General features: G+C 42.4%; 26 protein-coding genes and 1 tRNA gene. 13 read left to right on the forward strand and 14 right to left on the reverse strand.

What is annotated here, in order from left to right; translation table 11 throughout:
- The first annotated feature begins 330 nt into the window (after window positions 1–330).
- Window positions 331–1,059: a class I SAM-dependent methyltransferase gene (locus V7K56_RS10460; protein WP_334910159.1), complete on the forward strand. Its 729-nt coding sequence runs from the start codon at window positions 331–333 to the stop codon at window positions 1,057–1,059.
- A 419-nt stretch (window positions 1,060–1,478) separates the two neighbouring features.
- Here the strand turns inward: V7K56_RS10460 and V7K56_RS10465 are convergent, their stop codons facing one another.
- Window positions 1,479–2,438, reverse strand: a complete 960-nt coding sequence (locus V7K56_RS10465; protein WP_334910161.1) for a glycosyltransferase family 9 protein — start codon at window positions 2,436–2,438, stop codon at window positions 1,479–1,481.
- Window positions 2,439–2,507: 69 nt separating this feature from the next.
- Here V7K56_RS10465 and ispD point away from each other — a divergent pair, with 69 nt between their 5' ends.
- The 3 genes from ispD (at window position 2,508) to V7K56_RS10480 (ending at window position 4,617) form a co-directional block, all read left to right on the forward strand.
- A complete protein-coding gene (ispD, locus tag V7K56_RS10470) occupies window positions 2,508–3,191 on the forward strand; it encodes a 2-C-methyl-D-erythritol 4-phosphate cytidylyltransferase (RefSeq protein ID WP_334910163.1) in 684 nt (227 codons plus the stop codon).
- Window positions 3,192–3,442: 251 nt separating this feature from the next.
- Window positions 3,443–4,075 (forward strand): SMC-Scp complex subunit ScpB, encoded by a 633-nt coding sequence (gene scpB, locus V7K56_RS10475; RefSeq protein WP_334910165.1) that lies wholly within the window; start codon window positions 3,443–3,445, stop codon window positions 4,073–4,075.
- A gap of 194 nt (window positions 4,076–4,269) precedes the next feature.
- Window positions 4,270–4,617 (forward strand): DUF760 domain-containing protein, encoded by a 348-nt coding sequence (locus V7K56_RS10480; RefSeq protein WP_334910167.1) that lies wholly within the window; start codon window positions 4,270–4,272, stop codon window positions 4,615–4,617.
- 307 nt (window positions 4,618–4,924) lie between these two features.
- On the opposite strand, the gene V7K56_RS10485 is transcribed toward V7K56_RS10480, so the two are convergent.
- Window positions 4,925–6,133 (reverse strand): HhoA/HhoB/HtrA family serine endopeptidase, encoded by a 1,209-nt coding sequence (locus V7K56_RS10485; RefSeq protein ID WP_334910169.1) that lies wholly within the window; start codon window positions 6,131–6,133, stop codon window positions 4,925–4,927.
- Window positions 6,134–6,464: 331 nt separating this feature from the next.
- On the opposite strand from V7K56_RS10485, the gene V7K56_RS10490 reads away from it, so the two are divergent.
- Window positions 6,465–7,358: a LysM peptidoglycan-binding domain-containing M23 family metallopeptidase gene (locus V7K56_RS10490; protein WP_334910172.1), complete on the forward strand. Its 894-nt coding sequence runs from the start codon at window positions 6,465–6,467 to the stop codon at window positions 7,356–7,358.
- A 113-nt stretch (window positions 7,359–7,471) separates the two neighbouring features.
- Here V7K56_RS10490 and V7K56_RS10495 read toward each other — a convergent pair whose 3' ends face one another.
- The 3 genes from V7K56_RS10495 to V7K56_RS10505 all read right to left on the reverse strand — a co-directional run bounded on the left by V7K56_RS10495 (window position 7,472) and on the right by V7K56_RS10505 (window position 9,067).
- Window positions 7,472–8,494 carry an isochorismatase gene (locus V7K56_RS10495; RefSeq protein ID WP_334910174.1) on the reverse strand — a complete coding sequence of 341 codons (1,023 nt, stop codon included), beginning with the start codon at window positions 8,492–8,494 and terminating at the stop codon, window positions 7,472–7,474.
- A 73-nt stretch (window positions 8,495–8,567) separates the two neighbouring features.
- On the reverse strand, window positions 8,568–8,849 hold the full coding sequence (locus V7K56_RS10500) for a type II toxin-antitoxin system RelE/ParE family toxin (RefSeq protein WP_334910176.1): 282 nt from the start codon (window positions 8,847–8,849) through the stop codon (window positions 8,568–8,570).
- Window positions 8,849–9,067 carry a hypothetical protein gene (locus V7K56_RS10505; protein ID WP_334910177.1) on the reverse strand — a complete coding sequence of 73 codons (219 nt, stop codon included), beginning with the start codon at window positions 9,065–9,067 and terminating at the stop codon, window positions 8,849–8,851. The genes V7K56_RS10500 and V7K56_RS10505 overlap by 1 nt, the downstream gene beginning before the upstream one ends.
- On the opposite strand from V7K56_RS10505, the gene V7K56_RS10510 reads away from it, so the two are divergent.
- The 4 genes from V7K56_RS10510 (at window position 9,066) to ctpC (ending at window position 12,530) form a co-directional block, all read left to right on the forward strand.
- Complete coding sequence (locus V7K56_RS10510) at window positions 9,066–9,197, forward strand: hypothetical protein (RefSeq protein WP_334910179.1); 132 nt, start codon at window positions 9,066–9,068, stop codon at window positions 9,195–9,197. The two genes, V7K56_RS10505 and V7K56_RS10510, sit on opposite strands and share 2 nt — an antisense overlap.
- Window positions 9,184–9,432, forward strand: coding sequence for a pentapeptide repeat-containing protein (locus V7K56_RS10515; RefSeq protein WP_334910181.1), 249 nt, complete (start codon window positions 9,184–9,186; stop codon window positions 9,430–9,432). Before V7K56_RS10510 ends, V7K56_RS10515 begins: the two co-directional genes overlap by 14 nt.
- Window positions 9,433–9,754: 322 nt before the next feature.
- Window positions 9,755–10,981, forward strand: coding sequence for a (E)-4-hydroxy-3-methylbut-2-enyl-diphosphate synthase (gene ispG / locus V7K56_RS10520; RefSeq protein WP_334910381.1), 1,227 nt, complete (start codon window positions 9,755–9,757; stop codon window positions 10,979–10,981).
- A 265-nt stretch (window positions 10,982–11,246) separates the two neighbouring features.
- Complete coding sequence (gene ctpC / locus V7K56_RS10525; RefSeq protein ID WP_334910183.1) at window positions 11,247–12,530, forward strand: carboxyl-terminal processing protease CtpC; 1,284 nt, start codon at window positions 11,247–11,249, stop codon at window positions 12,528–12,530.
- A gap of 86 nt (window positions 12,531–12,616) precedes the next feature.
- Here the strand turns inward: ctpC and V7K56_RS10530 are convergent, their stop codons facing one another.
- From V7K56_RS10530 to V7K56_RS37040, 3 genes are all read right to left on the reverse strand, one after another.
- Window positions 12,617–12,802 (reverse strand): DDE transposase family protein, encoded by a 186-nt coding sequence (locus V7K56_RS10530; RefSeq protein ID WP_334910185.1) that lies wholly within the window; start codon window positions 12,800–12,802, stop codon window positions 12,617–12,619.
- Window positions 12,803–13,058: 256 nt separating this feature from the next.
- Window positions 13,059–13,268 (reverse strand): DUF6887 family protein, encoded by a 210-nt coding sequence (locus V7K56_RS10535; protein ID WP_334910187.1) that lies wholly within the window; start codon window positions 13,266–13,268, stop codon window positions 13,059–13,061.
- Complete coding sequence (locus tag V7K56_RS37040; protein WP_442939994.1) at window positions 13,265–13,447, reverse strand: DUF6888 family protein; 183 nt, start codon at window positions 13,445–13,447, stop codon at window positions 13,265–13,267. The genes V7K56_RS10535 and V7K56_RS37040 overlap by 4 nt, the downstream gene beginning before the upstream one ends.
- Window positions 13,448–13,528: 81 nt before the next feature.
- Between V7K56_RS37040 and V7K56_RS10540 the strand changes: the two genes are divergently transcribed.
- From V7K56_RS10540 to V7K56_RS10550, 3 genes are all read left to right on the forward strand, one after another.
- Entirely contained in the window at window positions 13,529–14,071 is a 543-nt protein-coding gene (locus V7K56_RS10540; protein ID WP_334910189.1) for a T4SS efffector SepA family protein, read from the forward strand.
- A gap of 88 nt (window positions 14,072–14,159) precedes the next feature.
- A complete protein-coding gene (locus V7K56_RS10545; protein WP_334910191.1) occupies window positions 14,160–14,351 on the forward strand; it encodes a DUF6888 family protein in 192 nt (63 codons plus the stop codon).
- Window positions 14,348–14,548 (forward strand): DUF6887 family protein, encoded by a 201-nt coding sequence (locus V7K56_RS10550; RefSeq protein ID WP_334910193.1) that lies wholly within the window; start codon window positions 14,348–14,350, stop codon window positions 14,546–14,548. Before V7K56_RS10545 ends, V7K56_RS10550 begins: the two co-directional genes overlap by 4 nt.
- Before the next feature lie 82 nt (window positions 14,549–14,630).
- On the opposite strand, the gene V7K56_RS10555 is transcribed toward V7K56_RS10550, so the two are convergent.
- Window positions 14,631–16,358: a succinate dehydrogenase/fumarate reductase flavoprotein subunit gene (locus V7K56_RS10555; protein ID WP_334910195.1), complete on the reverse strand. Its 1,728-nt coding sequence runs from the start codon at window positions 16,356–16,358 to the stop codon at window positions 14,631–14,633.
- A 239-nt stretch (window positions 16,359–16,597) separates the two neighbouring features.
- A complete protein-coding gene (locus V7K56_RS10560) occupies window positions 16,598–16,915 on the reverse strand; it encodes a hypothetical protein (protein WP_099102821.1) in 318 nt (105 codons plus the stop codon).
- A gap of 524 nt (window positions 16,916–17,439) precedes the next feature.
- On the opposite strand from V7K56_RS10560, the gene V7K56_RS10565 reads away from it, so the two are divergent.
- Window positions 17,440–18,282: a hypothetical protein gene (locus V7K56_RS10565; protein WP_334910197.1), complete on the forward strand. Its 843-nt coding sequence runs from the start codon at window positions 17,440–17,442 to the stop codon at window positions 18,280–18,282.
- Window positions 18,283–18,338: 56 nt separating this feature from the next.
- On the opposite strand, the gene V7K56_RS10570 is transcribed toward V7K56_RS10565, so the two are convergent.
- The 4 genes from V7K56_RS10570 to pds all read right to left on the reverse strand — a co-directional run bounded on the left by V7K56_RS10570 (window position 18,339) and on the right by pds (window position 22,407).
- The gene (locus V7K56_RS10570; protein WP_334910199.1) at window positions 18,339–19,661 is read right to left on the reverse strand and encodes an ABC transporter substrate-binding protein; all 1,323 of its coding nucleotides are present in this window, start codon (window positions 19,659–19,661) and stop codon (window positions 18,339–18,341) included.
- Between the two features lie 192 nt (window positions 19,662–19,853).
- Window positions 19,854–19,945 (reverse strand) — tRNA-Ser (locus V7K56_RS10575).
- Between the two features lie 106 nt (window positions 19,946–20,051).
- Window positions 20,052–20,984, reverse strand: a complete 933-nt coding sequence (crtB, locus tag V7K56_RS10580; protein ID WP_334910201.1) for a 15-cis-phytoene synthase CrtB — start codon at window positions 20,982–20,984, stop codon at window positions 20,052–20,054.
- Window positions 20,968–22,407, reverse strand: a complete 1,440-nt coding sequence (gene pds / locus V7K56_RS10585; RefSeq protein ID WP_334910203.1) for a 15-cis-phytoene desaturase — start codon at window positions 22,405–22,407, stop codon at window positions 20,968–20,970. Before pds ends, crtB begins: the two co-directional genes overlap by 17 nt.
- Window positions 22,408–22,547: the final 140 nt, after the last annotated feature.

Genomic DNA, 22,547 nt, shown 5'->3' on the forward strand with positions numbered 1-22,547 from the left:
GTATCCGCAAACAACTTGACAAGTTTGATTGTCTACGAGATGCAATCGAGTTTGTCTTGAACCTAGTGTCCTAATTACCTTGGCGATTGCTATACATAGTATATTTTGTCAATATTTTAACCATCCTCTAGGGATGAAATTTTTATCTATCTAAAAAGATATTTTTTTAATTAACTATAGCAAATATGCTGATATAGAAACCTGTTTCTTATATCAGAAAGAAACTAGGTTATATTTTATACTTTTTACTTAAAGCGCTTTCAGTAGTTTGCAAGATCCTGAAAGAGCAATTTTGTAATCAAACAAGCTTGAGAAAATGAGGGTTTTGGAATGAAAAATTTAGTACCAGAACGTGCAACATCTGAAGAAGAACGTTTCCAAGATGACTATTATTCTTACTTTGAATCCCCGGAAAATGTCACCAGATACACACCTACAGGTGGTTTTTTAAGTAACGCTTTTCCAGAAAATTCATTTTCTTTATTAGATTTAGGATGCGGTAATGGGGCTTTAAGCAAATATCTTCCAGCTCGATGTGACTATCTAGGAGTTGATCACAGTGAATTAGCTATTGAAAAATGTATAAAAATTTACCCAAATAGAAAGTTTGTTACCAAAGATTTATCGCTTTTCCTGTCTGAACTTGTTGAAGAGAATAAAAAATTTGATGCAGTCGTGCTAGCGGGTTTATTATTTCACAGCATTAACAAAGAGACACAAGAAAAAAAAGACGACCAAGAAATTATTCAATTTTGCCTGAATAAAATACTAAATGACAAAGGATATCTCGTTCTCATTGTACCTTTTTGCTACGGCGATCATCCATCTCACAGTTTGTTTGTTCGAGCAGAGTGGCTACAAAAGTCAATAGAGAAAATGCTAGAAATTGCTAATGCAAAAATTGTTCACGAAAATATATCTCTACAAATTGGTTTGGAAAAGAGGGTTCGACAGCAGAAAGCGATTCCTGATTGGTTTGTTTCCGATAGTAGTGCTGATTATCCCAGTATATTTGTGGGAACATATATGGCAAGCTGGACATTTATTGCTTGCCTCTAATTAAGAAGGAAGCATCTTAAATGTGCAAGTTTCTTTTTATACAGTACTTGGACTTAGGCGGAGAATGAAATAATAAACCGCAAAGACAAGGCAGTGCGCCCTTGCGGTTCCCCGACTTGTTCGCGTAGCGTCTCCCCTTGGGAGAAGCAACTGCCGCGCAAAAAACGCAAAGGAAAGAGGTTTGTACAGGTTTTTTTAGCAGTCTTGTGTCTTTTAGCTTGCATTGGGATGCTCCCCTAGAATAGATCGATTTGTCTAAATCAAAACTGAAAGACGTTCCCAACTTGTGACAATGGCTGAGTGATAAATTATAGAGCTTTTCATTTGTATGCAATATAAATTTACCTCTCTCCTGCAAAGAGAGAGGTTTTGGGGCTTACTCTCTGTTCTAGATATGTAAGTTTGGGAAAACTACTGGTTTAGCCACCCCAAATTTTCTCTAAAACTGTGTTTGGTGAAATATCCGCCGTTTTTCCCGTGAGGGATTCAATAGCTAGGAATTTATCGTTTTTCGGCAATAACTTAACTGGATCGCTGGGGCCAAATACGGCAATGGTATAGGTTTGAACTGCAACACTCAGTTGTAGTGCCGCGCTATCAGTAGATAACATCAAATTTGCTCCAGCAATTATGGCAGTTAACTTACCAATATCATCTGGGGCAGTTACCTTGATTTCTGGAGTCTTCTCCAGAAGCGATCGCACAAACAGCTCATCATCAAGTCCCTTAATAACCACCACAGGTAGATCGGGCTGTTTTTGTTGGAAAGCTTGAATAATTTGCTGCCAATTCTCGACAGGGTAGATTTTATCTAGTTCTTTAGCCTGTATTAACTGGCCAGAACTACCATTAATCAAGATATAGCCTGTTTCATGAACCCCTAAACGTTTTTGTTCCTTTTGTGCCCACTCAATATCTGGTTTTGGTACATTTACTGCTAACTCTGGGACAGGGCTATTTATTTCCAACGGTTGCAGCAAGTCGTGATATACTGCTGCCGCATATTGGGATGATTTGAACGGCACAGTATGGGTAAGAAAACCCGATCCTTTGCCTTGGTAGCCAATGCGTATAGGAATTCCTGTCAACCAGAGTAAAAGACCTACCAACCAATTTTGCTTAACAGCAATAGCAACATCGTATTCGCGATCGCGAATTGTCCCCACTAAATTACCCCAATCTGCCAGACTGTTACGGTCATTAAAATCAAAGTACAGTACCTCGTGAACTGACTTGCTCACTCGGTAGGCAGCCTTTGACCGGGGTTCAACAACGACATCTATTTGAGCGTCAGGGTAATGGCGCTTCAGGTCATCTAGAGTCGGAAAGAAGAGAATTTGGTCGCCAATTCCGCCAGGTACAAGGGCTACTACTCGCATAATATTTATTGACGCTTACTCGCTCCCTATTTTAGGGGAAAATATATAGCTTAAAGATTGAGGAATTCTGTGTATTTACTAATTCCAGCTGCGGGAATCGGAAAAAGAATGGGTAGTAACCGCAATAAACTCCTGCTACTCGTGCGATCGCAACCAATTATTGCTTGGACTTTATTAGCCGCAGAAGCCGCCAGTACAATCAGTTGGATCGGGATTATTTCTCAGTCTAACGATTGGCCAGAGTTCAAAGCAATTATCGCCGATCTAAAGCTGACTAAACCAGTAGAATTGATTCAAGGCGGCTCCACCCGCCAGGAATCTGTTTACAATGGCTTGCAATCTTTGCCAATAGACGCAGAACAAGTGTTGATTCACGATGGTGCTAGATGCCTAGCCACACCAGATTTATTTAACTCGTGTGCTGAGGCCATTCGCCACTGTCCCGGTTTAATTGCTGGTGTACCCGTCAAAGACACCATCAAAGTTGTCAACGAACAAGGCATAATTCAAGATACACCCGACAGACGACAACTATGGGCGGCACAAACTCCCCAAGGATTTGATGTCAAGTTGTTGAAACAGTGCCATGCTGAAGGAGTCCGTCAAGGTTGGGAAGTAACTGACGATGCTGCTTTATTTGAAAAGTGCGGCATTGAAGTCCGAATTGTCGAGGGAGAGGAGACAAATTTAAAAGTAACCACTCCACAAGATTTAGCGATCGCAGAATTTATTCTCACAAATAGAGGCTTTTGAGGGAGTGGGGAGTGGGCGGATCAGGGGGAGCGAATCAATTCAAAATTCAAAATTCAAAATTCAAGAACTTCTGCCTCCTGCCTCTTCTTTTTCAATGCCCAATGCCCAATGCCCCATCCCCCATGCTCAATTTAAAAGTTTTAAAAAATACTTTGACAATTTACGATATAATGCCACACACTTATTGATTGTTAGTTGTCATGTACTAATGACCAATGACTAATAACCAATGACTAACGACTAATGACTAAATGATTACAGCCACAGCGACGAAGATAGAAGCAATTCTCTATTTAAAGGGTAAACCCTTGTCGCTCGGCGAAATCGCCGAGTATGCCGCGTGCGATCGCGCTACTGTCAAAGAAGGCATAATTGAACTCATGGACAATTATGCCCACCGAGATAGTGCTCTAGAAGTAATAGAAACCCCAGATGGTTACAGTTTGCAACTACGATCTGACTTTCACGATCTAGTACAAACGATGATACCAGTAGAATTGGGTGTAGGTGCATTGCGAACTTTGGCAGCGATCGCCCTTAATAGTCCCATACTCCAAAGCGACTTGATCAACCTACGCGGTTCAGGAGTATATCAGCACGTTCCAGAACTCGTTGAACTTGGTTTCATCCGCAAACGCCGAGACAGCGATTCTCGCTCCTACTCGCTCCAAGTAACACCGAAATTTCATCAGTATTTCCAAATCGAACAACTTCCGCAAATACTCTCTACCAGTCAAAAGGAAGAACAACTAGAACTAGAACTAGAACTAAATGGAGTGGGGCATAGGGCATGGGACATAGGGCATGGGGAAAATGAGGGGAATGAGAAGACAAGGAAGCAACAAAGCAGGGGAGCAGAGGAGCAGGGAGGAAAAGGGGAATAAATCAATTCAAAATTCAAAATTCAAAATTCAAAATTAAAGAACTTCTGCCTCCTGCCTCTTGCTATATCTTCCCCTTTTTCCTTGTCTCTTCCCAATGCCCACTCCCCTCCTCTTGACTTATACCTGTGGTAAATGCGCTACCCTTGTACTATGGTTTAGAGTAGAGTTAGCAATTAAGCTAAATAAAACTGCCAATGGTGTTTAATCCTGACTTTTTGAATGACAACTCCGAGGAACACCCTAATCAACTTCTTTCCGACCACTTTGAGGAATACCCTAATCAGTTACTCAAATATCTACAGCATCAGTCTCCTGATGTTTTAGCTAGGATTGCTCAGTCCGCCAGCCCCGAAATTAAACAAATCATCTCGCAAAATGTCCAAGGGCTAGTGGGAATGCTCCCGGCAGAAAATTTCAACGTGCAAATCACAACAGATCGGGAAAATTTAGCTGGACTTCTAGCGTCGGCCATGATGACGGGGTATTTTCTGCGCCAGATGGAACAAAGAATGCAGTTAGAGCATTTGTCTAATGGTCAATAATTAATAGTCAGTAGTCAAACATTCTGGGATTATTGACCAAATAGTTACTAATTCGTAATTCGTAATTAAAAAAGGTATAGCAGCCGACACTGAATTAAAATGGAGTGGTCAACAAGACATTTATGGAAAGTTCAATCTTCGACTGATTGCACAGCGTAAAGCCTTCTCTTCTCCCAAAAGGAGACGCTACGCGAACGAGAGGCTTCTCTTTCAGAGACGCTAACGCGAACGCCAACGGCATGGCTTCGTTTAGAGCGAGTCCACTAGCATGTTGTAAGTACGAATTACGAATTACGAATTATTTTGACTACTTCCTTTCAGGATAAGCTCCTGATTGAACTTTAAAGGTTTGAATTTTACCGCTGCGGTTGACTTCGATAGCTATTATGTCTCCAACTTTGCTCGACTCTACCAGCCTCTGAACTTGAGCTGAAGTTTTAACCTGTTTACCATTAAATTTTTGAATTACGTCTCCAGGAAGTAGTCCTCCACGCTTGGCTGGGGAATCATCCGTGACTCCTTTAATCACAATTCCAGCATCCTGCTGAATGTTCAGTTGATTCTCTTGATTAATCTGCTGTTTTCTAATGGGAGAAAGGTCTGCCATTTCAATACCCAAGAAAGGATGTTCCACACGCCCTTTAGTAAAAAGTTCATCGGCGATGCGGGCGGCGGTTTCAATGGGGATGGCAAAACCGAGTCCTTGAGCATCAGCGCGGATGGCAGTGTTAATACCAATCACTTCGCCTTGGGCGTTTAATAAGGGGCCACCAGAATTACCAGGATTAATTGCGGCATCAGTTTGGATAAAGCTTACTCGCTTATCTGGGACACCAACTTGAGTGCTAGTGCGATCGGTAGCGCTGATGATGCCGATAGTAACAGTATTATCTAAACCCAGAGGATTGCCAATAGCGATCGCCCATTGTCCGGGGATCAGATTTTGCGAATTGCCCAGTTTTACTGTCGGCAAATCATTCGCTCTTATTTTCACCACCGCCACATCTGTCACAGAATCAACTCCTACCACCTTCCCCTCTAGACTTCGACCATCCTTGAGGGTAACTTGTACTGTATCTGTATCTGCTACTACATGAGCGTTAGTGAGTAATTCCCCATCTTCACTCAAAATAAATCCCGATCCTGTACCGCGCTCAATGCGTTCTTGAGGAATTGGTTGGTCATCCTCTCCAAAGAATCGCCGCAATATGGGATTTTTCAAAGCATCAGAGATAGGATTGGCTACTTTGCGAGTGGCATTAATTCGAACTACAGCCGGGCCAACTTTTTGCACTGCCGTTGCAATAAAATTCACATTATCGCCACCAGTAGCCCCAATAGCTCCGTTAGGAGAATTCGGAAATACAGGTTCTGGCGGCGAAGCCATTGTTACATTTTTTAGTTGTTGGAACGAGCGATTTTGTGGAATGAGATAGCGACTGCCAAACAAACCTGCACCACCACCAATTACCAGTAAAAACACATAAACCGCCAATTGCTTTAAGGATAACTTCATAATTGTTTTGCTCAAGAACAGCAATGCAGTTGCTAATTTCTAAGTGTAGTCAAGCTAACGGCAAGTGGACAGATCAATTTACGAGAAATTAGGGATTGGGCATTTGTCATTTGTCATTGGGCATTGGGCATTGGGAAGAGACAAGGAAAAAGGGGAAGATATAGCAAGAGGCAGGAGGCAGGAGGCAGAAGTTCTTTAATTTTGAATTTTGAATTTTGAATTGATTTATTCCCCTTGTCCCCCCTGCTCCCCTGCTCCTCTGCTCCTCATCTCTCCACTCCCCAGTTTTCCCACTTAAAATCTAAAGTTAATGCGCTATTGATCTGTATACATGACTTTACCCTTTCGTCAACTGTTTCTCTGTAGCTTAGTTAGCGCCTTGAGCCTAGTAAGCATACTGCCATACTCAAACAGTGCTAAGGCTGCTGTGGGTGATTGCTCAACTCCAGCCCTATCTCGATTCCAACGCCATAAAGTTGTTCGTGGCGAAACTTTGGAGAGCATAGCGCAGCGCTACAATCTCATTCCGACAACTATTATTGGCATGAATCCAGCTTTGCAGAATGGTGCAGCTGTCGCTGTTGGTAGTGTGCTTCAGATTCCTCCCTACAATGGGATTGTAGTCGAGGTGCCTCGCGGTCAAACTTGGCGACAAGTGGCAGCACAATATAAAGTTCGTGCTGATAGCCTGTTTGAGGTGAATGGCTGCCAACAAAACCCCAGAATCGTGTTTGTTCCGGGAGTAAACTGGTCGCCTAATGGTGTTGTAACTAAGTCACCTTTACCTACTGATGCAAGTACACCAAACCGTGCATCTTTGTCTGGATATCCCTTAACACAAGTGGCAACTGTGGGATTGGCTTATGGCTGGCAAATTAATCCTGCGACAGGTGAAGTTTTCTTCCACAGTGGTGTTGACTTATTATCACCAGTTGGTACTAATGTGCTAGCGATCGCACCTGGAACCGTAGCCTTTGCCGATGAGCAAGGGAGTTATGGCAAGTTGGTGATCATTAACCACAGTGGGGGACTCCAAAGCCGCTACGCCCAACTTGACAGCATCAAAGTCAGTGTTGGTCAAAAAGTGAACAAAGGAGACTTACTGGGAACCGTAGGCATCAGTGGAACACCAAGCGCCAGTCAACCCCATCTGCATTTTGAAGTACGTTCTAGCTCATCACTAGGTTGGGTAGCCCAAGATCCCAAAGGTTATTTGAAGAAATGAGGGAATGGGGCATGGGGCATTGGGAGTGCTGAGTTAGGAATTAGGAGTCATTCTCCCCCTGCTTCCCCTGCCTCCCCTGCTCCCTCATCTCCCCCATCTCCCCCAGTCCCCAGTCACCAATCCCCAGATTTGACGACGTGCATTCCTGCATCTGCAAATCTGGCAAACGCGGCATCTGCTTGTTCTGTGTAGTCCACAACACTGGGAACAACTACAGGAGAAGTACAATCTTCTAGCAAATAGATTTTTTGAGCGAGGGTGGCATCTACCTGTTTAATTTCTGTTAATAAATCGTCAATTGTCCAAGCAACACAATGACTTTTAGCTTGACCACCAATAATTACAGTATCAAATTCTAAAAGTTGCTTAATTAACCGTGTATTCTTTTGAGCAAGTGGACGCTGTTCAAAATCTTCTAACACTTCTGGACGTAAAATAGAATAGTTTTCTGTTAAAGGATTTTCGCCTTTAATTTCAAATTGTGTTTGATTTTGACGAGCAATGCTGTGAAAAAAGATTGCTTCTTCTACCGATGAAACTAAAGCATGACCTATACCACCCAACATTGAATGATAAGGCCAAACGGTGAGGGGATATTTACCGTCTTGACTGAGTTTCTTAACGTAATGATAAGCATGTTTTTCTAATAATTCATAATTGCCATTAGTGACACTATTAGCAACTGCTGGGTTTACTTTCCAAATACCTTGTTCGATATCTTTAGGGGTGATGCTAGTAGCTGCCGCAATGGGATGTTCTCCAGCGGGGTTCACCCAAAAGATAGGATGGAAAATTTGGGTTGCTGTGTGAGTATCTAAGGTGGGAACAATTTTTGTAATTATTCCCAAATTACAATAGATAAATTCAGACAATCGCCGATTATCATCCACTGCCGCAGTACCGCTTCTTCCTCCTACAAATAATTCAAATCCAGGAATGCAGAAGGTGTTTTGGACATCAATTAATAGTAGGCAAATGCGGGTTTCGTCTAAAGAAGCAGGTTGAATTTTGTGTTGTTTTGCCCATGTTTCGGCTGCAGCTGCAATCTCTTGGTAAGGTACGCGCCAGACTTCACCGACTTTCTCAGGGTTAAAGTGCGACGGAATTGGTAGTTGGGTTGTTGTTTGGGTATTCATAGTTTCAGTTTGATTTATTCTGTAATAACATCAATAATTTCAATACCCAAATTTTCTTAAGTCTAGTGTTACTTTAGTACACATCATCATGAGAACCTAAAGTCAACAAAGAAATTACTAATTCCCCAGAATCGGGATGAGGAACAAACTCAAATAGAATACGATTGTTGTAGTCTATGGAACAAGCCCATGTACCCAATAAATCCCCTTTAAATTTATGAGTACGCAAGCTAGGGGAAAACGGATCTTCAGCAAGTTGTTGTAATGTTTGCTCAACTACAGAAAGTAATTGCGGGTTTCGACGGGCTAAACGCTTAAAATCTCGAATAAATCTTGCACTCCAAAACAGTTGCATCAATCATCTAACTCCGCCATTAAATCAGCAACAGTTCCACTACGTACTTCCCTTTTAGCATAGGCTTCACGAGCTTCTGCAACCGCCTTTAATAAGTCATCCCGTCGCTGTTGTTTGAGGCGCTTTTGGATAATATTTACAAGAATAGCCTGAGCTTCTGGATCTAATGCTTCTACCGCCTCTATGGCTTTCTGGAATGTAGATGTTTTTTCTAGCATGAGCGTCAAAGAATTTAGTGATAAGTCTAATTTAGCTGGTGGTAAAGGCGATCGCTCCTCATCTTCTTTACTTAATAGTATATTTGTATTATTAAATAAATTTAGCGATCGCTCTTATGAACCGAGATGAATTACTGAGACGCTATGCCGCAGGTGAAAGAGACTTTTCTGGAGTTGACTTTAGTCGTGCTAATCTAAGCAATGCTAACTTAAAGAATACTTCTTTAAAAAACGCTAATTTACAGCAAGCTAATCTCAGTTACGCCAATCTTGAACAAGCAGATTTGAAAGATACAAAACTTGAGGGTGCTATTTTTTACAATACAATCATGCCTGATGGTAGTATAAAGCATGATTATTTATAGTTAAATTATTATTGCAGTTTGGGTTATAGAATTATCACACTTAATAGTAATATTAATAACTCAGTAATAGGGCGATCGCTTCCTTAAGCTTTCCTGCTGAACGCTGCGCGAGCGCTACTCAAGCTACTCACTTAAAAGAATTTTTCAGCAATATATCTTTATAAATGAGCAAAACCTTTGAATTGCTCTTTATTTCTTTGCCTGTCTCATTCTCCATTTTTTTCTATTGAATCACCAAAAGAGCCACCACCTGTGGCAATCTGGGAAACAGAGATTTATCAAATCTGATATTTTAACGACAACAAATTTACCTAATCAGGTTATGCAAACTCTGCCCATAATAGATACTTCAAACACTACATCTAGTCAACCTACCTTTGATACAACTATCAAGCGGCGTAAAACCCGCCCTGTAAAGGTGGGAAATGTCACCATTGGCGGTGGCTACCCTGTTGTAGTACAGTCAATGATTAACGAAGACACTCTTGATATTGATGGTTCCGTAGCTGCTATTCGTCGTCTACACCAAATAGGCTGCGAAATTGTCCGCGTCACAGTGCCGAGTATGGCTCATGCTAAAGCTTTAGGGGAAATTAAACAAAAATTAATTAAAACTTACCAAGACGTGCCCATTGTGGCTGACGTCCACCATAATGGGCTGAAAATCGCCGTGGAAGTAGCCAAGCATATAGAGAAAGTGCGGATTAATCCGGGCTTGTATGTGTTTGAAAAACCAAACATCAATCGAACTGAGTATACTAAAACTGAATTTGACGAAATTGGCGATAAAATCCGCGAAACTTTAGAACCTCTGGTAGTTTCTTTACGCGATCAAGGAAAATCCATGCGAATTGGGGTAAATCACGGTTCTCTCGCAGAGAGGATGCTATTTACTTACGGTGACACCCCTGAAGGAATGGTAGAGTCTGCTATAGAATTCATTCGCATTTGTGAATCTTTGAATTTTCGCAACCTGGTAATTTCCATGAAAGCCTCAAGAGTACCGGTGATGGTAGCCGCCTATCGCCTCATCGCCAAGCGCATGGATGAACTGGGTATGGATTACCCGTTACATTTAGGCGTTACCGAAGCCGGTGATGGCGAATACGGGCGAATTAAATCCACGGCTGGTATTGCTACGTTACTTGCTGATGGCATTGGTGATACAATCCGCGTCTCACTTACAGAAGCACCAGAAAAAGAAATTCCCGTCTGCTACAGCATTCTCCAAGCTTTGGGATTGCGAAAAACGATGGTGGAATACGTCGCTTGTCCTTCCTGTGGACGCACTTTGTTTAATCTAGAGGAAGTGCTGCACAAAGTCCGGGAAGCTACTAAACATTTAACTGGGCTTGATGTAGCAGTTATGGGTTGCATTGTCAACGGTCCCGGAGAAATGGCAGATGCTGACTATGGCTATGTTGGCAAAACACCTGGTTATATTTCTTTGTATCGTGGTCGAGAAGAAATTAAAAAAGTCCCAGAAGATAAAGGTGTAGAGGAATTAATTAACCTCATTAAAGCAGATGAACGCTGGGTAGAACCTTAAAGGAGGCAGGGGGGCAGAGGAGACAAGGGGACAGGGGGGACAAGTTTCTTCTTTGTATCCCCCCTCTTCCTTGTCTACCTTGTCTCTTCTTCATGCCCAATGCCCAATGTCCCATTCCCAAAAACTTTATATCTTTTAACCACTAAGGTTGCCTGATTGTCAAGTATTTTGTTCAAATTAAGAATACATATTTGGTCTGTAAGTGGTAGCCTGTGTTAGATTGAGCATACTGACTATAAATTTTCCCTCTGATGCAGCTGTCATTATGGTGACTACAAAAAGTATACTTGTTTTGAGTGCTACGGCAGTGACACTCTCCACGATCGCTGTTACTAGCCTTGGCATTCACTCGCGAGGTCAGGCTTTATTTAAAGCAAGTCCTAAAGAATTAGTAGATGAAGTTTGGCAAATTGTTCAGCGCCAATATGTTGACGGTACTTTTAATCAGGTAGATTGGCAGGCTGTTCGTAAGGAATACTTGAGCAAGTCCTACAGTAATCCGCAGGATGCGTATAAATCGATTCGGGAAATGCTCAAAAAGCTAGATGACCCGTACACCCGATTTATGGACCCAGAGGAATTCAAGAATATGCAGGTGGATACCTCTGGAGAATTGACAGGGATTGGGATCACCATTAGTCAGGATGAAAAAACCAAGCAATTGGTTGTAATTGCGCCAATCGAGGATACACCAGCCTTTAAAGCTGGTGTTTTGGCAAAAGATATCATCCTCAAAATTAACGGCAAAGATACCAAGGGGATGGATACCAATCAGGCAGTATCCTTAATTAGGGGTGAAGCAGGAACGCAAGTCAGCTTGACTATTCAGCGCGACAAGCAGATAAAACAATTTGATATTACACGGGCGCGAATTGAAATCCATCCAGTTAAGTTTTCTGAAAAGAAAACCCCAGCAGGCAATCTTGGTTACATTCGCTTGAACCAGTTCAGCGCCAATGCTGGTAAAGAAATGCAAACCGCTATCAAAAATTTAGAAAACAAAAAGGTAGCTGGATATATTCTCGATCTGCGTGGTAATCCAGGCGGCTTACTTTTCTCCAGCGTGGATATTGCCCGGATGTGGATAGATAAAGGTAAAATTGTCTCCACTGTTGAACGCCAAGGAGAGGCAGAAAAAGAAGAAGCAAACGGACGAGCCTTGACCAATAAACCATTGGTGGTGCTGGTAGATAAAGGTTCAGCTAGTGCTAGTGAAATCCTTTCAGGGGCTTTGCAGGATAATCAGCGTGCTACTTTGGTCGGTACTCAAACCTTTGGTAAGGGACTAGTACAATCGGTACGTCCCCTGGAAGATGGTTCAGGATTGGCGGTGACAATTGCTCATTACTATACCCCCAATGGTACAGATATCAATCACAAAGGCATTTCGCCAGATGTGAAGGTGGATTTGAACAAAAAGCAGATGGAGGATTTATGGCTCCATGAACGTGACAAACTAGCTACTTTAGCAGACCCTCAATTTGCTAAAGCGGTGGAAGTGATAGGTAAAAAAATTGCTGTTAAGGGAACACCTACAGCAGAAAAATGAAGAGTTAGGAATGAAAGTTAGGAGTCAATAGTGAGGAGTTAGGAATACAAACCATCATTGTCAACTCAAAACTTCTAACTCCTAACTTAAACTGGTTGGCACTTCCCAGCCCTAATCAGTCCGACACGTCGAGCGATCGCTTCTTCTTGAGAACTAAAAGGCCCCCACTGTTCTATAATTTCTAAATTATCGTTGCCAACTTGGTCGCTGGGGATAATTTCACAGTTTCCAGCAGAAGGCTTGACAATATACCAAGTTTGTGAATCGTTCATATTTTAAATAAAAATTTTGTTTTTATAGTAAGAATTTTACGGCATACAGAAAATATCTTCGCACTTACTGCTAAATTTTACATTCTGTAGGTGCGCTTGTAAAACTCTGTAGCTTTTTTGCTGACCAATTTATATCTTGAATGCTTGAGGTAGTTTCTGTTGCTTACCTTACTCTCAAAAGTTTTCCTCTGTCAATTCGCTACAAACTTACGCAAAGCTGTACTAAGCCTCAATTTAAACTATGGGCAATAGGCAATCACTCAGTTCGATTAAGTTTCTCTAAAAAAAGAGCTTCTACTTCGCTCTCAGGATTGTCTAGATCAAAAGGATAAGGGTGTTGTGTAGAGAAGTCAGAACGACTCATCAAAACTTGTAATGCAGCCCGAAACGCTTCTTCGTCATTTCTATGTTCTGAAATATATCGTTTTATTTCAGTATTGGTCATCTGGTTGAGGTTTTGCATCATAGAACAAATTTCCAATTCCCATCTTGATCAATTATGACTGAAATTTCATCGTTCAAACCAGCTTGCATATAAAGCGTTTTCAGCTTTTGGTCGTAGCGAAAAACCTGGATAGGCTGATATAGATTAGAAAGTAACTGACAAAGGAATATCGCTGTATCTGATTGTTTCTGTGTTGGCATGAGGTTATATGGCAGCTGAGATTTTATATATAAATGTGTTACATTTCTATAAAGAGAGTGAACATACAAGCATATATTACGATGCCAGTTATCAGAATACCTAATCCCATTTATAAAAGGCTTCAAGCCCTGGCTGTCCCTTTCGAGGATACACCCATTACTGTTATTGAGAAGTTATTGAATGAATATGAGGCACGTTACCAGCCTCAGCAAGTTTCTGAAACAGAGAATTATAGAGTTCTTGAACCTGATGTTGCAAGCAATTTACACCATACTAGAGTGCTGCGAACCGTAATTGGTGGTCAGGAAATTCATCAACCGAACTGGAACAAAATCGTTGATGCAGCGCACGAAATTGCTATTCTACAAGGATTTTCTGTAGAGGAACTGATCAAACTAACTCTATCTCATGTCGTTCCGGGTGAAAAAATTAGCTCTGGTTTTCACTACTTACCAGAGGTAAACATTTCCATACAAGGTGTAGATTCAAATCTTGCTTGGCGTAACACTTTGCACTTAATGAAGAATTTGAAAATGCCAATTGAAATATATTTTGAGTGGCGTGACAAAGAGGGAGCAGCATATCCCGGTGAGAAGGGGAAGTTCATTTGGAATACTAAATAGGATGTGAGAATCACAACTATGAGAGCATCGCTGGATGGGTTTATATTATTAATTTTGTTACATATAGATTTATAAAGAAAAAAAATTTATGGACGAGCTACAACCAAGAGTTGAACAGCTACAATCCTTATATAGACTTTGCCATCAACTTACAAATGTGATATTTCAGCCAATTCACATAGTGCGATTAGATGAACGATCGCTCAATATATTTATATTAGCTGGGCAAAATGAAGGAATAGAGCTAGAAATTACACCAGATGGTAGTATACAACCATGAATAAGGTAAACTATGCAGCAATGAGCGACCAAGAGCTAAAAAGTTACTTTATCATCCACAAGAATGATAAGGAAGCCTTTTATGCTTACATGGATAGACGAAAATCTCGTCATCGTGATGCTGCAATAAAATTAAACGATCCGGCTTGGGAAGAAAAGATAATAGCTGTGATTCAGAAACAATTAGGTTCTGATTGATAACTTAATCATTTCATATTCTTAATCGAGGTGGACAAAATTTTTGTAGTCCCCTCGATTTCTCACATAAATTTACCTTTGGCTAATACTTCCGCTCTTTTGGTTCAAACATGGTAATTGCGACCGATCGATATTGAATATCAATTCCTGCTGGTGAATAATAAGCCATTGTGTGTTTGAGAAAGTTAGCATCATCTCGCTGGGAATAATCTTCGCGGAAATGAGCACCACGACTTTCCTGGCGATTTAGGGCCGATGCTAAAATGGTCTGCCCCACTACCATCAAACTTCGCAATTCTAAGGCTTCTACGAGTTCTGTATTCCAGCAACTACCTTTGTCATCTAAATAAATTTGAGGATATTGCTGTTGTATTTCTTCTAGTTTCTGCAAACCTTCAGTCATTAATGCTTCAGTGCGGAAAACGCCGCAGTACTCAGTCATACAATCCTGAAAAGCTTCACGGACTTGGTTAATACGGTACTGTCCTGGTTGTTCTAGCAAAGCTTGAATTTGTTGCTGGGCTTCTGTTACATACCGTTGCTCATCTACAGAGGGTAACTTACGTTTTTGCACAAATTTGGCGATCGCAGCCCCAGTTCTCTTGCCATAAACGACACATTCTAGTAGAGAATTACTGCCCAAGCGATTCGCCCCATGTACAGAAACACAAGCTGTTTCACCAGCAGCAAAGAAAGCATCAACAAAACCATCGCCACTACTACGAACTTGACCATCAGTGTTAACTGGTATACCACCCATACAATAGTGAATTGTCGGACGGACTGGCATAGGTTGAGTTACTGCGTCAACACCTACTAGGCGATGGGCTTCTTCCCAACAGAAGGGAACGCGACTCATAATTTTTTCTTTGCCCAGATGGCGTAGATCCAGATAGACAAAGGGCCCGCCAGCACTTCCATTGAGATGAATACCACGTCCGGCGCGAATTTCGTAAGCGATCGCTCGCGAGGTAATATCACGAGGAGCTAGTTCCATGCGACTGGGTGCATAATTCGCCATAAACCGATCGCCTTCACTATTAATCAAATATGCCCCTTCTCCTCGTACCGCTTCTGAAATCAGTACCCCTACCGGATATAAACCAGTGGGATGAAACTGGACAAATTCCATATCTTCTAGGGGTAAACCTGCGATCGCAGTCATTGCCAAACCATCACCTGAAGAAGCGTAATCATTAGAGGTAGTATTATAAACGCGACCATAACCCCCGGTGGCAAACATCACCGCCTTAGCCCGCACCACCTCAATATGTCCATCCAAAAGATGGAACATTACCACACCCTTCGCCTCATTTTCTTCTAAAATAAGACGCATTACGTACCACTCTTCGTAAACTTGCACCCCATAACGCCGCAAATTGTTAACCAATTCGTGCAAAATCGCATGACCTGTTTTGTCAGCAGCGTAGCAAGTGCGGTTGTGAGAATGTCCGCCAAAAGCCCTTTGGGCAATGCGTCCATCGGGTAAGCGAGAGAACAAAACGCCGAGATGTTCCAAGTCAATCACCACATCTGGCGCTTCTTGGGCAAGAATCGCCACAGCATCTTGGTCTGCCAAATAGTCAGAACCCTTGACAGTATCAAAAGCATGTGCTTGCCAACTATCTTCGGAATCAACATTTTTCAGCGACGCAGCCATACCACCTTGAGCCGCAACCGAGTGAGAACGAATTGGGTGGGTTTTTGCAACCACAGCAATATTTAAACTAGGGTCGGTGCGGGCAATTTCTACAGCAGCACGACATCCTGCCAATCCACCCCCGACAATAATCACATCATGTTCCAGCATATTTAGCCCCCGACTGCAAACCACTGCTGTTCTATTGTAGAGAGGTGATGAATCAGGCAGTGCGTTACAACAGTAGCGTCTCTACAAAAAAATTCCCTGTCTATGGACAGGGACGTTATGACAAATTTTGAAATTAGGAGTGAAAAGTTAAAAACAAAGAGTTATGGCACAGATAGAGTGACTTATAACTCCTGTACAGACGCGATTAATCGCGTCTGTACTCATAACTCCTAATTCTATTAGCTAGTTGCTTGTACAGGTTGTTGCTGAGACACATTACCTGGTATAGGTTCCATTTTGGTTCCCGGCCCTACAGGACTGACTTCAATATGATTTAACAAGGTAGTGACAAACGCAAACAACAAGAAAGGTAGCGATAGCAGAACGACAAGACCCGCTGTTGCTAAAGCGTACACGGGCCGCTTGGCACCCATCAGCGCCAAAGCTGATGCCAAACTTAGGGTAATTGTAATCAACCAAACAATTATTTGACCGTAGATATCACCGAAAGTCAGGGTACAGACAAACCGATACTTTTGAATATTATTTTCGCTCATCACATTTACCTCAAGTCTCTCCTAATAGGTTCTACGTTAGAACTATGTTTGACTTGTAGGCAATTTCTAAATATTTTTGCAAGCTTTGTAATATCACTTCACAATCTAGCTGCCTTTGGCAGTAATGCAGTTATACTAGAAAACTTCTTCTTTTCATAGGAGAGGCCGCAATTGCGATCGCTTCCTTAAAAAACACTATCTTAGTTTCAGGTAAAGAGACTATTTGTCATCTATCAAATTCAGGATATTTAAAATAAACATATTGCAATTCTATTTAATTTGTGAAAATTGCAACTCACAGATTCCCAACTTCGCAAAAGTTGTCGGGGGTCTTGTTTTTCACAAATGATTCAAGATTGCTATAGTATTTAGTTTTTTGCTAGTAAATATTAACCAGAGAAATCAAGTAAAGTGCTTGATGTCAAACCGATTTTTTGATGTTAAATTTTGAGTATTGCCCGAACTTGTTGACTAAATCAACAAAAACCTTTATTTTTCGTGGCAACATTGTTTTAGGAGTGAATGTGAATACTATTTTTCTTCGTAAAGGTGTTTTTTGGTTGCCAAGTTTAGCTGCTCTTGCATTCCTGAGTAGCGATTTATCTGCAAGTGCCCAGACAGTAGACAAGGTGAGCAGTCAGCCATTAACCGAACCTTCCGCAACCGTAGCGTCTCCCAACGAGTTTAATCCAGAAATAGACACTGAAAGCCAAAATCTCTCTACAGAAATAACTAAAACTTTTACTGTCACAAATTTAACTAAGGTAGAGCAGTTGCCCAACACTGCGATACAAGAAAACGCTAGTGTAACACTCACACCCGTTCCAGGCACAGTGGCGACTTCATCTGCGACGCTTACCTCTGAATTTGTACAACCGACTTCTAAAGCTACTGCTCAACCATCTGCTACCAAAGTAGCGCAATCGGATATTGATTTAGGTAGAACTACAAGTGGTGGTAGTAGCTATCTTGGGATCGCTGCTAACATTGGTTTGAGTGGTGGTGACACGTCTTTGGGCGACGGTAACTTTGCAGTAGTTAGCAAAATCAGACTGACAAATTCTGTATCAGTGCGACCCTCAGCTGTATTTGGGGATAACACTACAATTTTACTTCCGATTACCTATGATTTTACCTTCAAACCAGCAGATGCTTTTAGCGAACCATTAGCGATCGCACCTTATGTCGGAGTGGGTGCAGCTTATAAAACTGGTGATGATTCGCAATTTGCCTTTTTGGCATCTGCTGGCATTGATGTGCCTCTAACTTCTCAATTTACAGCAACGGCTGCTATAAATGCTGGATTTTTCGATGAAACTGATGTGGGCTTGTTGTTAGGAGTTGGTTACAACTTCAGTGGGCTTTAAGAATTAGGAGTTAGGAGTTATCAAGATTAAATTCATAACTCATAACTCCTTAGTTTTTATTTAGGGGTAACTTTGTCAATCACTTTGATTGTGCCATCATCTCCTACTGTCCAAACATCGTATACTCCGACAACATCGCCGTTAGCATCAACATCTACGTTGCCGCTGGCTCCTTGATAGTTAATTTTTTTACCATCTTTAAGTAACTTCAGCCCCTCGCAAACATCAGTAACTTCTGTGCCAGGCCCATCAGCAACTTCCCGAATTTTGCTGGCTATGCCAACGCCTGTATTTTGTTTAGCAGCTTGCGCCGCCAATGTCAATAAAGCAGTTGCGTCCCAAGCTTGAGGAGCGTATTCCCCTGGTGCACCACCCTTTTTATCCTTCCACAGCTTGTTGAAAGCTTCTAATGCTTTACCATCGGAACCTGGTACTGTACCGATCGCTCCTGTCAAAATATATTTACCATCACCGCCTTTGCCAACTTGTTCTGGGAAAGTAGGTGATTTGACGCCATCTGTCAACAAAATCTGTACTCCCTTTGCCACACCTTGCTGATAGGCGGCTTTCAAGAACAGACTACCAGTTTCTGCATAGAGTACAGCCAAGACTGCATCTGGCTTACCAGCAAAAGCAGCAGCTGCTTCTGTATCAAATGTTTGGGCTTTTGGATCATAGCGGACAGGCTTATCTTTATTAACTATGGTTCCACCCAATTTTTCAAAAGTTTGCACGAATGCTTTTTCAAACCCTACGCCATAGTCATTATTAATCACGACTGTAGAAACTCGCTTGAAACCTTTTTTTCTGGCAAGTTGGGCTAAAGCTAGTGCTTGGTATGTATCGGGGGGAGCTGTACGTGCCCAAAAGCCTTTATAGTCGCCTTTTTGAGCCTTTTCGGTAAATACGGGACTGGTACTACCAGGAGAAACCAGCATTACTTTATTCGGCGTGGCAATGGAGACTGCTGCACTAGAAACGCTACTGGCAAAGGAACCAACTACACCTGCTACTTTATCTAAAGTTGCTAGTTTGGTCATACCGGCGGCTCCAGCTTTCGGGTCGGTTTGGTCGTCTACTTGTACCAAGGTAACAGGTTCGCCATTTACCCCACCGCAAGCGTTAACCGTATCGACCAGTAAAGGGACAGAACCTAGCATCTGCTGTCCTACAGAAGCCAAGTCGCCTGTTGTCGGTAGCAGAGAACCAATTTTTAGTCCTTTAGCACTGCTTGTAGTAGTTGAGTTTGCCGCTGGGGTAGCAGTACTTCCGTTGTTAGCTGTACCGTTGGGGGTACTGCTATCACCACAAGCCCCAACTAAAAACCCAGTTGCTAGGGTAGCTATACTGAAGGCTAAGGCGGTGCTAATTTTTTTCATAAATTACTCTCACTCCTCAAAATACTTAGGAGCCTAAAAATAAGATCCAAACTAAATTTGTAACTTAGCTGGATCTTATCAAGACTTCAAAGGATAAATCATATCATCCATCTTTGGGAGTAGGAGTATTTACCCGGCATTAATATTTATTTTTCTACACAGGATATTATCCGTGTATCAAAACCTGAAAAACGGAGAGGGAGGGATTCGAACCCTCGGTACGGAGTTGCCTGCCGTACAACAGATTAGCAATCTGCCGCTTTCGACCACTCAGCCACCTCTCCATGACTCACGAATAATAACGATAGCAAATTTGTGGGGAAGAGTCAATGGTCATTTGTCATTTGTCATTTATAAAACACTGAGGACTAAGGACTAATAACTAATTATTTAAAGAACTTGCGATCGCATCCAAGCTATGGGCAAGGTGCGTAGCTTTTTCCACTGGGGAACAAAAGCCCGCTGACTGAATACATCGTAAGCGTTGCGTTCAATCGCCTCCAAAATTTGACCGTACAGCATTGATGCTGCCCACACAGGCCAACGGGCATCGGATGCTAAATAAGTAATTCCCCGGTCAGATGTAGTGTAAAATTGGCGAGCGCGGTCAATTTGAAAGCGCATCAATGCCCGCCAACGCTCATCTACCACACCATTAAAGAAGTCTTGCTCGGTATAGTTGAATTTTGCCAAGTCCTCAAGAGGAATGTAGATCCGCCCCCGTTTGGCATCTTCTCCCACATCCCGCAGGATGTTGGTGAGTTGATTGGCAATTCCCAGAGCGATCGCTTCTTCTGTGGGAACATAAGGTTGGATGTTTTGCTGCCACGGTGCTGCATATATGGTGTTATCCACACCCATAACTGATGTTGACATTAAGCCAACAGTACCGGCAACACGGTAACAGTAGAGGTATAATTCCTCAAAGGTTTCATAACGACTGCGATATAAGTCCATGCGCTGACCAGCAATCATATCCCGAAATGGCTGAATGTCCATTGGAAAGCGCTGGAGAGTATCAACTAAAGCGACATCATAATTTTCTAATGGGCGTCCCGCAAAAATCGATTCCAGCTGCTGTTCCCATAGGTCTAGGGTTTCTGGCGTGGTAATAGCAGATGCAGGGCCATCCACCAATTCATCTGTACGGCGACACCAAGCGTAAATCGACCAAATAGACTGACGTTTTACCGGACTCATCAACAAAGTACCCAGGTAAAAAGTCTTGGCATACTTTGCTGTGAGATGCCGACAAAGTTTGTATGACTCGTCTACAGAGACCAGCGTTTTCATACGCGGCGGGGAATCAGGCAGTTGCAGCATTCGTTGCGGGCGGTCGGGTGAGCGTTTGCAGGTTTGAGGAATTTACTACCGGCAGGGCCTCAGAAATCGCCTGCGCTGTCAGCTTACCAGAAAGTACGGCACCTTCCATACTGGCTAAGTAGCGTTGCATGGTGTAATCCCCGCTAAGATAGAAATTACTAATGGGGGTTGTTTGCGAGGGACGGTACTGTTGACGACCAGGAGTCGCTTTGTAAACTGAACGGGGCGTTTTCACCACATGAGATTTCAGCAATGTTGCTGGATTGTCTCCCCCAAAGTGGTCGGGGAAGAGTTTTTCCAACTCGGCAATAGTTGCAGCCACGATCTCCTCATCGGATTTGGCAATCCAATCTTTTGCCGGGGCTAGAACTAATTCCAACATCGAGCGCTCAGGGTTGGCATATTCACGGCAGGTATTGCTCATATCAGCATAAACGCTTAGGAGGGGCGATCGCGAGAATAGCAAGTGATCAATTTGCGTAAGTTTACGATCAAACCACAAATGCACGTTAATCACAGGTACGCCTTCCAACCCTTCTAGCTTTTGGAAAAACTCCATTTCTTTCCAAGGTGCTGGCAAAATCACCTTCAAAGGGTCAACCGGTATGGCAGATACATACAAATCTGCCGTGAAGACTTCATCTTCGTCTCCATTCAACCCCCGAATTAAGTATCCTTTGACGCTACCATCGTCGTTTAGCAAAATCTCTTTTAAAGGGGCATTCAAGCAGACTTTTCCACCGCGTTCGGTAATGTAATTCACTAGGGGCTGACACAATCGTTCTGTTGGCGAACCATCCAGAAAGGCCATTTTCGAGCCTTTTTTTTCTTGGAGGAAACGATTGAGGGCGGTTAAAAGAATGGTTGCCGAAATTTCATCTGGGCCAATGAAGTTAAGCGATTTGGCCATGGCAATAAATACTTCTTTATTGACCCGTTCTGGAATGTTGTGTTTACGCAGCCAATCTGTCCAAGAGTATTTGTCCATTTCTTCAACGTACTTTTGCCCCTGAATCATGGCGGGCAATAATCCGATGCCAAAACGGATTTTTTCTGGCCATGTCAGCATGTCGTTATTTCGCAGAATTGCCACTATACCATTAATCGGTGCGGGCAAATCTGGAAAATCAAAGCGACTGTAAGTACCTGGTACATCCGGCTGGTTGAAAATCATTGTGTGTTCTTTCCACTGCAATCGATCTTCAATGTCCAGCTCTTTGAATAACTGCAACATATTAGGATATGCGCCAAAAAAGATGTGCAGACCTGTTTCGTACCAGTCTCCATCAGCATCTTTCCACGCAGCCACTTTACCGCCTAGAACGTCTTGACGTTCCAAGACAATGGGTGTGTGACCTGCGTCTGTAAGATATTTCGCGCAGGAAAGTCCTGCTAGTCCCGCTCCCGCGATCGCTACTCGCATTTAACCCTAATGCCCTTCAATATTTCTTAATGGTTTTGTCGTTTTTATTATACGTTGCAAACCGTTACATTTGGCAGTCATTGTGCGATCGCTTCCCCAAAAAACTTTTGCCAAAGAGAATTTTACCTACGCGCACTGTC

Source organism: Nostoc sp. (assembly GCF_036917535.1).
Taxonomy (GTDB): Bacteria; Cyanobacteriota; Cyanobacteriia; order Cyanobacteriales; family Nostocaceae; genus Nostoc.